This window comes from Marinobacter nauticus ATCC 49840 (assembly GCF_000284615.1).
Lineage (GTDB): Bacteria > Pseudomonadota > Gammaproteobacteria > Pseudomonadales > Oleiphilaceae > Marinobacter > Marinobacter nauticus.
On sequence record NC_017067.1, the window covers coordinates 2817799 to 2832051 of the forward strand.

Consider the following 14253-nt stretch of genomic DNA (forward strand, 5'->3'; position numbering starts at 1 on the left):
AGAGGCAGCCCGCGGTCAATAGCAATTACCGGGCGATTACCCTTTCGTTAACCGCTCACCGTCGATCATGATGATGTGGTCCGCTGAGACCACCTGTCCTTTTCCCAGCACCACGAAATCCCGCCCGGCCCGGCTAAGCACTTCCCGGATAACGCCGTGAACCACGCAGACCTGCCCATTCGGGTCCTGATAGATGATTTCTGCCAGCTTCATGGCGCGCGCGTATTCCTGGAGCCGGTGCTGCAACGTCCAGGACATAGTGGCCGGAGATGGATTTATGGCACTCATTCGACGCTTCCCTGTTTTTTTTGTTTCCAAAAGTCTGGACCACAAGCTCTGGATTCGCCAGCTGGAGCCTGATTGTCATTAGAGGCCAGTTCGCTTAACCAGACTCTCTTACTTGTTGTATTGCAAGATTGTCCGACATAAATTGAACAAACAAACACAACGAGTTCCACGGAGAGCCCATATGAACGCCAAAGTGAAATCCTCGCTCGACACGCACCAGGTCGCCGCGCCCCGGAAAACCGGGGCACCGGATTCAAAAGACACCGCCACCAAGGCCGAGACCTGGAAAGATCCCAAGCGCTATATGTGGCTGTTGGGGCCTGCGCTTCCAGGCATTGGCCTTGCCGCTCTGACTGGCTACGCCCTGGCCCCTAAACGACTGAAGGCTCTGGCCTGGACCGGGCCGGCACTGGTGCACGGCATTATTCCGGCACTGGACCGGGCGATTGGTGAAGACAAGAGCAATCCTCCTGAATCGGCGGTAAAGACCTTGGAGCAGGACAAGTATTACGACCGTATTGTGAAGGCGTTTATCCCCACCCAGTACGCCATGACCTTCATGGGCGCCTGGCTGGCCAGCCGGAAAAACACACCACTTGAGGACAAGATCGGCCTGACCCTGACCGTAGGCGCCATCAACGGGGTAGGCATCAACACCGCCCATGAACTGGGCCATAAGTCCAATAAACTGAACAAACTGATGGCCATGGCCGCCTTGGCTCCCACCGCCTACACCCACTTTGTGGTTGAACATAATTTTGGTCATCACAAGCGGGTAGCCACACCTGAGGACCCCGCCAGCAGCCGAATGGGCGAGAGTTTCTGGAAGTTCCTGCCCCGAACCGTGTTCGGTGGCATCAAGTCGTCGGTCAAGATCGAAAAGGCACGCCTGGAACGCAAGGGTAAGAGCTTCTGGAGTCTTGATAACGAACTGCTACAGGGTTGGGCCATGACGGCCGGGTTCTTTGGCGCCACGACGCTGGTCTGCGGCCCGAGGGCGGTGCCGTTCCTGGCGGCACAGGCGGTTTATGGCGCCAGTCTGTTGGAGAGTGTGAATTACATCGAGCACTATGGTCTGTTGCGGCAGAAGGACAAGAATGGCAAATATGAGCGCACGAAGCCGGAACACAGCTGGAACAGTAATCACATTGTGACCAACCTGTTCCTGTATCAGTTGCAACGGCATTCTGACCACCACGCCCATCCGACCCGGAGTTTCCAGGCCTTGCGCCATTTTGAAAAGGCGCCCCAGTTGCCGGGAGGGTACGCATCGATGCTGTTGCCGGCCTACCTGCCCCAGTGGTGGTACGAGACGATGGATAAGCGGGTGATTGACCACTATGAAGGGGATCTGTCGAAGATCAACTGGGACCCTGATCGCAAGGAGGAGTTGATGGCCAAGTATGCGGATTACGCTGCGAAAGTGGCGGCGGAGGCTGCGGCTCGGGGGGCTGAGTCTGAAGCTGCCTGAGATCTGACTGATTTATTGGCTTGATTGCTGGCCCTAGCCTGTCGGTTATGGTGCCGGCTGCGGGTTGGGGCCACCCTTCCGGGAGACGCCATGAACCCATCCATGGGGGCTTGAGCGCAGCATCCCTGCTGCGCACACTCCCGGAAGGGTGGCCCCAACCCGCCGCTTTCGCTTCCGTGGGATAGTCGCTGATTCGACGATTCGCTAAGGACTAAATCTCGATTAACAAGGCAATCCTGCTACTTGCCTTTGAACACCGCCTCTCTTCTCTCCAGGAATGACTGGATTCCTTCTTTGACATCTTCGCTGGCCATGACCGGGCGTAGTTCCGGGAACAGACGTTCCTTGGCCGCTTCCTGGCCTTCGGACACGGCAATCTTGGACGATTTCAGGCTGCCCTGAACGCCCAGAGGTGCGGCTTTGGCAATCTTTTCGGCGATTTCCATGGCTTTGTTGAGCTGTTCGCCGGGTTCCACCAGTTCCTGAATCAGGCCCCACTGGTAAGCCTGTTCCGCGGTCCATTCATCACCAGTGAGCAGGTAGCGCTGGGCGTTGCCCCAACCGATTTCCCGCTGCAGGCGAATGGTGGCGCCACCGCAGGCGAAGATGCCGCGTTTCACTTCCAGCTGAGCGAAGCGGGTGCCTTTCGCGGCCACGCGGATGTCGGTGTTGAGCATCATCTCGACGCCACAGGTGAAGCAGATGCCCTGGGCGGCGAAGACCACCGGTTTGGTGAGGCTATCGCCGGTAATATCGAAGGGGTCGAGTTCGCCTTCGCCGGGTTCAATGCCTTTACCGTTGGCGAACACGCCGGCCCAGTCATCCAGTTGCAGGCCGCTGGTGAAGTGGTCACCTTCAGCGTACATCACTGCCACGCGCAGCTCCGGATCGTTCTGGAGCTGGTAATAGGCGGCAGCGATTTCGTGGTACATGGCCCGGTTCATGGCGTTCATTTTTTCCGGGCGGTTAAGGCCGATCAGCAAGATATGATTTTTCTTATCAACATTTACCAAAGCCATTACGCTTTCCTTTCACGTTTTCTTGTCAGCAGGCTATTCCCATATACGGGCTCAATCTGCCGGGATCGCTTTCAGGGACCGTCTGTGGCCATGGATGGCCACAGTCGAGCGCACATGGATGTGCTTGTAGCGTGTCCCTGAAAGCGATCCCGGCAGATTGGGCCTACTCCAAACTCAGAACCAATCAGCCTTCATATTCAGACACGTATCATCCTGATTCCGCAGCAGCACCAGATCCTGAGCCACGGTGGGCAATTCCCAGTGGAAGAAGTACTGGGCGGCCTGCAGTTTGCCCTGGTAGAAGTTGCGTTCGCTGTCGCTGTTGGCAGACCCCAGTGCGTGGGCTGCGGCATTGGCCTGCCGCAGCCACATCCAGGCCACGATAATGTGGCCGAACAGGTGCAGATAGCAGCTGGCGTTAGCCAGGGTTTTGTCGACTTCGCCGCCCATCAGGGATTTACCCAGGCTCTGGGTGACTTTTACCGCCTGCTGCAAAGTCTCACTTAGAGACAAAGCCCACTGCTGGCAGCGCTCGGTGGTGGCCGCCTGCAGATCCACCTGCATTTCCTGCATCAGCAACTGCAGGCCGTGGCTCTGGTCCTGCCAGATTTTACGGCCCAGCAGGTCCAGAGCCTGGATGCCGTTGGTGCCTTCGTGGATGGGGTTCAGGCGGTTGTCGCGCCAGCACTGCTCGACCGGGTATTCGCGAGTGTAGCCGGCGCCTCCGTAGACCTGGATTGCCAGATCGTTGGCTTTCGGACCGTATTCCGAGGGCCAGGCTTTAATCACCGGGGTAAGCAAATCCAGCAGCTTGCCGGCTTCCATTCGTTTCTGGTCATCCGGGTGGGTGTGCTGATCATCCATCAGGCGAGCGCCGTAGAGGCAGAGCGCCAGGCCGCCTTCGCTGTAGGCTTTCTGGGCCAGCAGCATGCGGCGTACGTCCGCGTGGTCGATGATGGGTACTTGCGGGCTTTCCGGATTCTTTTCGCTGGCTTTACGACCCTGCAGGCGGTCCTTGGCGTATTCCAGGCTGTGCATGTAGCCCCGATAGCCGATCACCGCGGCGCCAAAGCCAACGCCGATGCGGGCTTCGTTCATCATCTGGAACATGTACTTCAGGCCCTGATGGGGTTCACCTACCAGGTAGCCGTGGCAGGGAGCGTCGTCGCCGAAGCTCAGGGCGGTACTGGTAGTGCCACGATAGCCGAGTTTGTGGATCAGGCCGGCGAGGCTGACGCCGTTGCGGTCGCCCGGGTTGCCGTTCTCGTCCACATGGAATTTCGGGACGATGAACAGGGAGATGCCTTTTACGCCCGCCGGTGCGCCTTTGATTTTCGCCAGCACCATGTGAACGATATTTTCGGTGATGCTCTGCTCGCCACCAGAGATGTAGATTTTGGCGCCTTTGATCAGGTAGTGGCCGTCGTCGGTGGGCGTGGCGGAGGTGCGGATGTCTGCTAGGCTGGAGCCGGCGTGGGGCTCGGTCAGGGCCATGGTTCCACTGTAGCGGCCGCTGAGCATATTGGACAGGAATTTGGTCTTCTGTTCGTCGTTGCCGAATACACGAATCAGGTTGGCGGCGGCGGTGGTCAGAAACGGGTAGCCGGCGGTGCCGGGATTGGCGGCGGTGAAGAAGCCGTTGCAGGCCGCCATGACGGATTCCGGCAATTGCATGCCGCCGAGGTCGTAGTCGTATCGGCCAGCGAGGAAGCCGGCTTCGGCGTAGGCATCGAAGGCCTGTTTGACGTCCGGGAGCATTTCTACCTGGCCGTTGACGAATTTGGGTTCGTCTTTGTCGGCGGCGCTGTTGTGGTTGGCGAATTTTTCTTTCGCCATTTTGTCAGCGGTTTCGATGACGGCGTCGAAGGTTTCTTTGCTGTGTTCGCTGAAGCGCTCGCGCTGGATGAGGGATTCGGTGTCCATCACCTCATAAAGTTGGAAGGCAAGGTCGCGGCGGTCGATCAGGGTGTCGGTCATTCTTGGTCTCCTGTTGATTGGTCATAGCGTCTCATAACGGCTATGGTTGTTGGAATTGTCATTTCTGACTTATTTTTGGTTGAATCCGCCATCAGCTAGTGGTGACTGACGCCCGGCAGGAGGTGTGGGGGAACTTTTCGGGAGACGCCGTGAACCCATCCATCGGGGCTTGAGCGCAGCTTCCCTGCTGCGTACACTCCCGGAAAGCTCCCCCACACCTCCCGCCTACTTCAGCATCGGCTGATCAAGCTTCACACAACCACGGAGCAGTCCTTCATTGAAAACCGTCACCATCATCGGCTTTAACGGAGCTCTGGCCAGCGCCATCACCGGTATGATCGACCTGTTTCGCCTGGCCGGGGTGACCTGGGCCCGAATTCATGGCGAGCAGCCGACGGCATGGTTCAGAACCCGGCTGCTGACCGAGGATGGCGAGCCCTGCCGATGCATCAATGGCGTGACCCTGTTGGCGGATGGTTCCTGGCAGGATATTGACGAACTGGGTGCCGATGACCTGCTGATTATTCCGACCATTGGTGCACCCATTGATGAAGTTCTGCAAACCAACCCCCTCCTGATTCAGTGGCTTTCAAAGTTTCAGACTGCGACGCCCGGCGATGTTCGGGTGGCCAGTAACTGTACCGGCGCGTTTTTGTTGGCGGCGGCGGGGTTACTGGACGGTCGGGAGGCCACCACACACTGGGGGTTTGGTGAACAGTTCAGACGGCAGTTTCCGGCTGTAAATCTCCATGCCGACAAGCTGGTCACGGTTGATGGCCCCGTAGCCTGCGCCGGGGGTGGTATGGCCTGGTGGGACCTGGGGGTGTACCTGGTGGAGCGGCTGGCAGGTGCGCAGGTGGCCCGGGAGTTGGCGAAGGCGTTTGTGATTGACGCCGGGCGCACGAGCCAGGCTCCCTATAGCGTGCTGCAGGCCAAGCGATACCATTCAGACAAGGTGATTCACCAGGTTCAGGATTGGCTAGAGGCGCATTTCAAAGAGCCGGTTTCATTGCCAGAGCTTTCCAGCTTCGCCGGGTTGTCCGAAAGGTCGCTGTTACGTCGGTTCCGGCAGGCGACAGGGGATTCACCGTCCAGCTATCTGCAGCTACTCCGTGTGGAGGAGGCTCGCCGGCTACTCGAATCCTCAACGGGAGGGCTTGAGTCGGTCACCCGGGCGGTCGGATACGAGGATGTGAGCTCGTTCAGCCGGCTGTTTCGTCGGCATACGAAGCTTTCACCGGGCGCCTATCGGGCGAAATTCGGCCGATAGTATGGTGTTACAGGTCACAATTCAGTCTTTGGTAGTGTTTCTGTGGCGCGGGTTATGCATCAAACTGTCTTGTAGGCGATTTTTTGCCGCTGTACGTAAATAATCTTGACAGTATTAACCCTTCGGGGGAGGTCGTTTCCATGAACGCACCGTTGAAGCAGAGCCGGGCCGATGTACTTAACCGGCTATACGATATGAAGCGCAAGCAGCTCGCGCAGGCCAGTCAGCAGGGTAACAGCCTGCGTTGCCAAGTATTGGAAGCCGAAGCAGAGGCGATTTCCAATGCCCTGAAAACCGTTCGATAGCCATTTATCCAGACAACAGCTATCGAACGCCACTTCCGGTCAACTGATGACGTAGCAGGTCACTTTTTAAATGGCTGCCGCGATTTCGGTTCCCTGACGGATGGCCCTTTTGGCATCCAGCTCTTCCGCCACATCAGCACCGCCAATGAGGTGCGCTTTCACGCCTTTATCCGCAAGCTGGTCGAACAGTTCCCGATAGCTTTCCTGTCCCGCGCAGATGATCACGTTGTCCACGGCCAGAACTCTGGTCTCGCCGGTCTTTCCGTCCTTGTCGGTCAGGGTAATATGCAGGCCTTGATCGTCGATTCGATCGTAACGGCAACCCCGGAGCATTTCGACGTCCCGATGCTTGAGGCTGCTTCGGTGCACCCAGCCTGAGGTTTTGCCCAGGCCGCCGCCGACTTTGCCGGTTTTACGCTGCATCAGATAAATCTTGCGGGGCGATGGGGTCTGCGCCCGTTCAGCCAGGCCGCCGGGGCCCTCAAACGTGGGATTCACCCCCCATTCCGCCTGCCATTCAGCCACACTCACCTGTTCGCCTTCCGGGTGCTTGCCAAAGTCGTGAGTCAGGAATTCACTGACATCAAAACCGATACCACCCGCCCCGATCACAGCCACCGACTTGCCCACCGGTTTGTTGTGGCGTAGTACATCCAGGTACCCAAGGACTTTCGGGTGGTCGATGCCTTCAATCTTCGGTGTTCGTGGTTTGACGCCGGTGGCGATGATCACGTCGTCAAAGCCCTGTTCGATCAGCTCGTCGGCCCCCACACGGGTTTCGAGCCGCAGGTCGATTTCCAGCAGATCAATCTGACGCTGAAAATAGCGCAGGGTTTCGTAGAACTCTTCCTTGCCCGGAATACGTTTGGCGTAATTGAACTGGCCGCCAATTTTGTCCTCAGCTTCAAACAGGGTCACCTTGTGCCCCCGTTTTGCCGCCGTGGTGGCTGCTGCCAGGCCAGCGGGACCGGCGCCGACCACCGCTACGCGCCTGACGACAGGCGCTACCGTGAGCACCAGTTCGGTCTCGTGGCAGGCCCGGGGGTTTACCAGACAGGAGGCGCGCTTGGCCTGGAACACATGGTCCAGACACGCCTGATTGCAGGCGATACAGGTATTGATCTCGTCGCCGCGCCCCTGTTCCGCCTTGCGGACAAACTCGCTGTCGGCCAGCAGCGGGCGTGCCATGGACACCATGTCAGCCTTACCGGCAGCAAGGATTTCCTCGCCTTTTTCAGGCGTATTGATACGGTTGGTGGTACACACCGGGATGTCCACCTCGCCATAGAACTTGGCTGTCACATCCGCAAAGCCGCCGCGGGGTACCGAGGTCACGATGGTGGGAACGCGGGCCTCGTGCCAGCCAATACCCGTGTTGATAATGGTTGCACCGGCTTTCTCGATGGCCTTGCCCAGAGTGACGATCTGCTCCCAGGTCTGGCCGCCTTCCACCAGATCCAGCATGGACAGGCGGTAAATAATGATGAATTCCGGCCCGACCGCCTCACGCATGCGGCGAACGATCTCCACCGGCAAGCGCATTCGGTTTTCGTAGGGCCCACCCCACTTGTCGGTTCGCTTGTTGGTGCGTTCACACAGGAACTGGTTGATAAAATAACCTTCGGAGCCCATCACCTCAACGCCGTCGTAGCCGGCGAATTTAGCCAGCTTGGCGGCATTCACGAAGTCATTGATCTGCCGTTCCACACCTTTTGTTGAGAGGGCTCTGGCCTTGAACGGACTGATCGGTGCCTTGGTGGCCGAGGCCGACACAATCAGCGGCTGATAACCATAACGACCGGCGTGCAGCAATTGCAGGCAGATTTTTCCGCCCGCTTCATGCACGGCCCCGGTCACATGACGATGCAGCAAAGCAGTCGCACGGTTATTCATCGTAGACGCCAGCGGGGCCAGCTGCCCCACCAGGTTGGGAGAAAAGCCACCGGTTACCATGAGCCCGACGCCACCTTCCGCCCGTTCGGCAAAATACCGGGCGAACTTGTGGATATTCCAGAAACGGTCTTCGAGGCCGGTATGCATCGACCCCATCAGCACCCGGTTCTTGAGCTCAGTGAACCCCAGATCAAGCGGTTTCAGCAGGTTGGGATAGGCGTTGGTCATGGCGCACTCTCATCGAATATTTATCGGGAGTATACACTTGATCAATGGCAAGTTGACTTGACCTGACCGACGGGCCACGTATCATCGCATTTCAAGTTTGACTGACGGAGCAACCATGACCGCAAGGTCCTTCGGCTGCATTAGAATCACCCGCCCACCCGTTACCGCTGACATCGCGCGGCACCGGGGACGCCTTCCGTATTTCCCGGACCCGCCTGTTTCCTGCTGAATCCACCCTGACCCATGCCGACCCGATCCCGATGCTCATCGTGCACGGTGGCTGGTCGGAGACTAGACTCAGGCAAACACGCCTTTGGTACTCATGTAAAAGAACACCGATAACGAGGTTGCGATGTCGCTACCGCTGGTTGTATTTCTGCCATTTCTGGGGGCTATAGCTGCCCCGCTGTTTGCCCTTGGGGGGCGGACAGCGATTGCGATTGCCTCTTCTGTTCCGGCGCTTATTGCCCTGGCTGCCCTGTTCCCGCACTGGGAAACACTGGCCAACGGTGGCACCGTCCTGCAATCCTGGGAGTGGTTACCGGCGATCGGCATTTCCTTCAGCTTCCGCCTCGATGGACTGTCTCTGCTGTTCGCACTGCTGATTCTGATTATTGGCGTGTTGATCATTCTCTATGCCCGCTATTACCTGAAGCCGGCCGAGAATATCGGGAAGTTTTACGCGCTGCTGCTCTGTTTCAAAGGCTCCATGCTGGGCATCGTACTCTCCAGCAATCTCTTGCTGATGATGATTTTCTGGGAACTGACCAGTCTCACCTCGTTCCTGCTCATCAGTTTCTGGAACCACAAACAGGACGCTCGTCGTGGCGCCCGCATGGCGCTGGCGGTGACCGGTGGCGGTGGGCTGGCGTTGCTCGCGGGCATTCTGATCATCGGCAACATTGTCGGCAGTTTTGAACTGGACGATGTGCTGGCCGCCGGCGATGTTATCAAAGCCCACTCCATGTACCCCGTCGCCCTGACGCTGGTACTGCTGGGCGCGTTTACCAAGTCTGCCCAGTTCCCGTTCCATTTCTGGCTGCCCCATGCCATGCAGGCGCCAACGCCGGTTTCGGCCTACCTGCACTCCGCCACCATGGTCAAGGCCGGCATTTTCCTGATGGCGCGTTTGTACCCGGCATTGGCTGGTACCGAACAATGGTTCTACATGGTCAGTTTTACCGGCATGGCAACTTTGCTGATTGGCGCCTACGTGGCCATGTTCAAGCACGACCTGAAAGGGCTTCTGGCGCATTCCACCGTCAGCCACCTGGGCCTGATCACGCTGCTGTTCGGTATGGGTACCGAACTGGCAGCGGTGGCAGCGGTATTCCACGTCATCAACCATGCCACCTTCAAGGCCTCACTGTTCATGGCCGCCGGTATTATCGACCACGAAACCGGTACCCGGGACATGCGCCGGATTAACGGCCTGTGGCGATACATGCCCCATACGGCCACTCTGGCCATGGTGGCCGCGTCATCCATGGCCGGGGTTCCGCTGCTGAACGGCTTCCTGAGCAAGGAAATGTTCTTTGCCGAGTCCCTACAACTGAATCTGCCCGGCATCTGGGCCTGGCTGCCGCCGATCGTCGCCACGCTGGCCGGTATTTTTGCGGTCGCCTATTCCGCACGTTTTATTCACGACGTGTTCTTTAACGGCAAGCCCGTCAATCTGCCCATCTACCCGCCCCACGAACCGCCCCGGTACATGAAAATCCCGGTGGAGATCCTGGTCTTCGCCTGCATCATGGTAGGCATGTTCCCGGCAGTATCGGTCGGGCCTCTGCTATACGCTGCCGCCCACGCCACCCTTGGCGGCGAGGTGCCGGATTATCAACTGGCGGTTATCCATGGCTTTAACCTGCCACTGATCATGAGTTTTGCGGCTTTCTTTGGCGGTTTGATCATGTATAGCCAGCGCCAGAAATTCTTTGATTTCCACGCGCGCTTCAAGGAAATCGACGAGAAGGCCGTATTCGAAGCGATCGTACTGCGGATTGTCGACCTGGCGAACGGCTTTACGGCAAGAATCGAGAACGGCTCTCTGCAAAGATACGGCATGCTGCTTGTGGTCAGCGTACTGGCAGTCGCTGCCATGCCACTGCTGGATCTGGGCATCTTCATTGGTGAGACCGGGCTGAGCCCTGTGGACTGGCCCACGGCCATTGCCGCAGGCGTACTGATCATTTGTGCCCTGTTGACGGCTGCCGTGCACCGGCAGCGATTTTACGCGCTGGTTGTGCTGAGCGTGGTGGGCCTGATCGTTGCACTGGCGTTTGCCCGCTTCTCGGCGCCCGACCTGGCCATGACCCAGTTGTCGGTGGAAGTGGTGACCATTGTTCTGCTCATGCTGGCGCTCTACTACATGCCTGGCTGGACACCCGTGGAAACCCCACTGAAACGTCGCTTCCGGGATATCGCCATCGCGGGTATTGCCGGTATTGGTATGACTCTGGTTACCCTGGCCATGTTGACGCAACCGTTCAGTTCGATTTCCGATTTCTTCCTTGAGAACAGCAAACCGGGCGGTGGCGGCACCAACGTGGTCAACGTCATCCTGGTGGACTTCCGGGGCTTTGATACCCTGGGCGAAATCACCGTTCTGGCGATTGCTGCCCTGGGCATTTACGCGCTGCTGAAAAATACGCCGCTAACGCCACCACCCAGTGATGGCGAAGGCCATGCCTGGTCACGGGATGCCTACCCGTTAATGCTGCGCTTGATTGCCCGGCCACTGTTGCCGCTGTCCCTGATGGTGTCGGCATTCATCTTCCTGCGTGGCCACAACCTGCCCGGCGGCGGATTTATCGCGGGTCTGATCACCTCGATAGCCCTGATCCTCCAGTACATTGCCAGTGGCCTGAACTGGACCCAGGACCGGATCCCGTTCAAATATCACAACGTCATTGGCCTGGGCCTGTTGTTCGCAACCATTGCCGGCGCGGCCAGCCTGGCCTTCGGCTATCCGTTCCTGACCTCAACATTCGGCTATATCACCTGGCCGGTAGTCGGCAAGTTCGAGGTAGCGTCAGCACTGGTCTTCGACCTGGGTGTTTATCTCACGGTAATCGGGGCCACCCTGTTGGCGCTGGTGACCATTGGCCGCATATCGCCGCATTCGGCCATCAAGAGTAAGAGGGAGGGCGCGTAATGGAACTTGTCTATGCATTGGTGATTGGTGCCCTGACCGCCTCCGGCGTTTATCTGCTGCTGCGGGCGCGCACGTTCCCCGTGGTGGTTGGCCTGACACTCCTGTCTTACGGGGTAAACCTTTTCCTGTTCTCCACTGGCCGGCTGGCTACCGGCAAGCAACCGATTATCGGCACTGCGGAAAGCTATGCCGACCCACTGCCGCAGGCGCTGGTTTTAACGGCCATCGTGATTGGCTTCGCCATGACAGCCTTTGTGGTGGTGATGTCGCTACGAAACCTTGCGGATAACGAAGATGACCATGTTGATGGCAAACAACCCTATAAATCGCCAGCACCGGAGCAGGAAGACGAGGAGGTAACCGGTAAATGAACCATTGGCTTACCGCTCCGATTCTGATTCCTCTGCTTGGCGGCATTCTGCAGGCACTGATGGGCTATGCCCCCATCACGCTGCGCCGAACCCTAGCACTGGCAACCACCGTGCTGATCCTGGTCTCGGCCATAGTCCTTCTGGTGCTGGCAAACGACGGCAGTTACCGCATTTATGCTTTTGGCAACTGGCAGCCGCCGTTCGGGATTGTCCTGGTTCTGGACCGGCTGGCCGCGCTGATGCTGGTCATGACCTCTGTTCTGGCCCTGTTCTGTCACCTGTATGCCATCGGCGGCGCCGATGAGGGTAACCGACAGTTCCACGCCCTGTTCCTGTTCCAGTTGATGGGCCTCAACATCGCCTTCCTGACCGGTGACCTGTTCAACCTTTTCGTTGCCTTCGAGGTGCTTCTGATCGCCTCCTACGGCTTGCTGATGCATGGTGGAGGCACCATAAGGACTGTACCTGGCCTCCACTACGTGGTTCTCAACCTGATCGGCTCGGCGATATTCCTGATCAGTGTGGGCATGATCTACAGCGTCACCGGCACCCTGAATATGGCAGACCTTGCGGTCAAGGTTCCCCAGGTAACCGGTGAAAGCCTGAATATCGTCAAGGCCGGCGGCATGATGCTGCTGGTAGTCTTTGGCCTGAAGGCCGCCATTCTGCCGCTGTGTTTCTGGCTGCCCCGTGCCTACTCCAAAGCCACGGCGCCCGTTGCGGCTCTGTTTGCGGTCATGACCAAGGTGGGCATCTACGCCATCCTGCGGGTATACCCGCTGGTGTTTGGCGACGAAGCCGGTGAGCTTGCCAATCTCGGCATGGATTGGCTGTTCCCGATCGCTCTGGCCACCCTGGCCATGGGCGTCATAGGCGCTCTGGGCTCTGGTAGCCTGAAGACGCTTGTGGCCTGGCAGGTGATCATATCCGTGGGCACCCTGCTGGCTCCCATCTCTCTGGGCTCCGAAGCCGGCCTGTCTGCCGCCCTGTTCTATATGCTCAGCACGACCTGGACCGTCGGCGGCCTGTTCCTTGTATCGGAACTGATAGCCAACCAGCGCGGCAGCGCGAACGATCGCATCATCACCGCGCCCAGGATGCATAACCGCACCTTCCTGAGCGTGCTGTTTCTGATCGGTGCCGTTGCCGCCGCCGGGTTGCCTCCGCTCAGCGGCTTCATTGGCAAGCTGCTGATTCTACAGTCCGTTGAGCCCGGTTTCGAAATGGCCTGGCTCTGGTCAGTGCTGCTGGTTGGCAGCTTCCTCACAATCATTGCCTACAGTCGGGCCGGCAGTATTGTTTTCTGGCGAACCGTCGACGGTCACCTGGAAAAGCCGGACCCATTGAATGGTCGGATTTCTGTAGCAGCAGGCGCGCTCACCGCATTGGCGATCGTCCTGGTCGTGTTTGCCGGTCCAATAACACGCTATACCGATGCAACGGCCGAACAGCTACACAATAACAATGCCTATATCGAAATCCTGCAGATGCCTATGGTCGGGGAGGATGACTGATGCTTGATCGACTGAGGTTTCCCCACCCCTGGCTGAGCCTGACCCTGTTCGTCATGTGGCAATTTCTGAGTGACGGCATCAGTGGCGGCAGTATTGTTCTTGGACTGATCCTGGCCTGGATAATCCCCCTGATGACCCAGGGTTTCTGGCCAGATCCACCCACCTTGCTCAAGGCCTGGAAGACACCTGCCTACCTGTTGCGGGTTCTGTGGGACATTGTGGTCGCCAGCGTTGATGTGGCAAGGCTGATACTGAGCCCTCGCGCACCACGGCCGATGTTCATCTGCTACACCCTGGAACTAACGGATCCGCTGGCTATCAGCATTCTAGCCAGCACCATTTCCCTGACGCCGGGCACCGTTAGCGCGGATGTGAGCGATGACAACACACTGCTGCTGATTCATGCCCTGGACGCCGAGGACGAGCAGGAAGTCATCGACACTATCCGGAACCGGTACGAAAAGCCTTTGCTGGAGATGTTCCAATGATGCTAACCGCGCTCTACATCACCATTGCCATGGTCACGCTGGCCGCCTTGCTGAACGTGTACCGCCTGATCAAGGGCCCGGATGCGCCGGACCGGATACTGGCGCTGGACACCCTCTACATTAACGCCATCGCATTGATCATTCTGTTGGGCATCACGCTGAAAACACGCATGTACCTTGAGTCTGCGCTGCTGATTGCGGTTATGGGATTTGTTGGAACCGTCGCCATGGCCAAATACCTCAAGCGCGGCAGCGTCATTGAATAACCCGGAGGA

At 58.2% G+C, this 14253-nt stretch carries 12 protein-coding genes; 8 read left to right on the forward strand and 4 right to left on the reverse strand.

Annotation, left to right across the window (positions count from 1 at the left end; translation table 11 throughout):
- Positions 1-36: 36 nt before the first annotated feature.
- Positions 37-288, reverse strand: a complete 252-nt coding sequence (locus tag MARHY_RS13060; RefSeq protein WP_014422208.1) for a hypothetical protein — start codon at positions 286-288, stop codon at positions 37-39.
- 181 nt (positions 289-469) lie between these two features.
- Here MARHY_RS13060 and MARHY_RS13065 point away from each other — a divergent pair, with 181 nt between their 5' ends.
- A complete protein-coding gene (locus MARHY_RS13065; protein WP_041654888.1) occupies positions 470-1759 on the forward strand; it encodes an alkane 1-monooxygenase in 1290 nt (429 codons plus the stop codon).
- Positions 1760-1998: 239 nt separating this feature from the next.
- Here the strand turns inward: MARHY_RS13065 and MARHY_RS13070 are convergent, their stop codons facing one another.
- Complete coding sequence (locus MARHY_RS13070; RefSeq protein ID WP_014422210.1) at positions 1999-2778, reverse strand: crotonase/enoyl-CoA hydratase family protein; 780 nt, start codon at positions 2776-2778, stop codon at positions 1999-2001.
- A 174-nt stretch (positions 2779-2952) separates the two neighbouring features.
- Positions 2953-4755, reverse strand: coding sequence for an acyl-CoA dehydrogenase (locus MARHY_RS13075; RefSeq protein WP_014422211.1), 1803 nt, complete (start codon positions 4753-4755; stop codon positions 2953-2955).
- 277 nt (positions 4756-5032) lie between these two features.
- Here MARHY_RS13075 and MARHY_RS13080 point away from each other — a divergent pair, with 277 nt between their 5' ends.
- On the forward strand, positions 5033-6025 hold the full coding sequence (locus MARHY_RS13080) for a GlxA family transcriptional regulator (RefSeq protein ID WP_014422212.1): 993 nt from the start codon (positions 5033-5035) through the stop codon (positions 6023-6025).
- Positions 6026-6165: 140 nt separating this feature from the next.
- Positions 6166-6330, forward strand: a complete 165-nt coding sequence (locus tag MARHY_RS18855; protein WP_011786291.1) for a hypothetical protein — start codon at positions 6166-6168, stop codon at positions 6328-6330.
- A 66-nt stretch (positions 6331-6396) separates the two neighbouring features.
- Here MARHY_RS18855 and MARHY_RS13085 read toward each other — a convergent pair whose 3' ends face one another.
- Positions 6397-8451: an NADPH-dependent 2,4-dienoyl-CoA reductase gene (locus MARHY_RS13085; protein WP_014422213.1), complete on the reverse strand. Its 2055-nt coding sequence runs from the start codon at positions 8449-8451 to the stop codon at positions 6397-6399.
- 352 nt (positions 8452-8803) lie between these two features.
- On the opposite strand from MARHY_RS13085, the gene MARHY_RS13090 reads away from it, so the two are divergent.
- Genes MARHY_RS13090 through MARHY_RS13110 form a run of 5 tightly spaced genes read left to right on the forward strand, consistent with a single transcriptional unit; the run spans position 8804 to position 14244 of the window.
- The gene (locus tag MARHY_RS13090) at positions 8804-11605 is read left to right on the forward strand and encodes a monovalent cation/H+ antiporter subunit A (protein WP_014422214.1); all 2802 of its coding nucleotides are present in this window, start codon (positions 8804-8806) and stop codon (positions 11603-11605) included.
- Positions 11605-11976, forward strand: a complete 372-nt coding sequence (locus MARHY_RS13095) for a Na+/H+ antiporter subunit C (RefSeq protein ID WP_011786294.1) — start codon at positions 11605-11607, stop codon at positions 11974-11976. The genes MARHY_RS13090 and MARHY_RS13095 overlap by 1 nt, the downstream gene beginning before the upstream one ends.
- Positions 11973-13490 carry a monovalent cation/H+ antiporter subunit D gene (locus MARHY_RS13100; protein WP_011786295.1) on the forward strand — a complete coding sequence of 506 codons (1518 nt, stop codon included), beginning with the start codon at positions 11973-11975 and terminating at the stop codon, positions 13488-13490. Before MARHY_RS13095 ends, MARHY_RS13100 begins: the two co-directional genes overlap by 4 nt.
- Complete coding sequence (locus MARHY_RS13105; RefSeq protein WP_011786296.1) at positions 13490-13978, forward strand: Na+/H+ antiporter subunit E; 489 nt, start codon at positions 13490-13492, stop codon at positions 13976-13978. The genes MARHY_RS13100 and MARHY_RS13105 overlap by 1 nt, the downstream gene beginning before the upstream one ends.
- Entirely contained in the window at positions 13975-14244 is a 270-nt protein-coding gene (locus MARHY_RS13110) for a K+/H+ antiporter subunit F (protein WP_011786297.1), read from the forward strand. The genes MARHY_RS13105 and MARHY_RS13110 overlap by 4 nt, the downstream gene beginning before the upstream one ends.
- Positions 14245-14253: the final 9 nt, after the last annotated feature.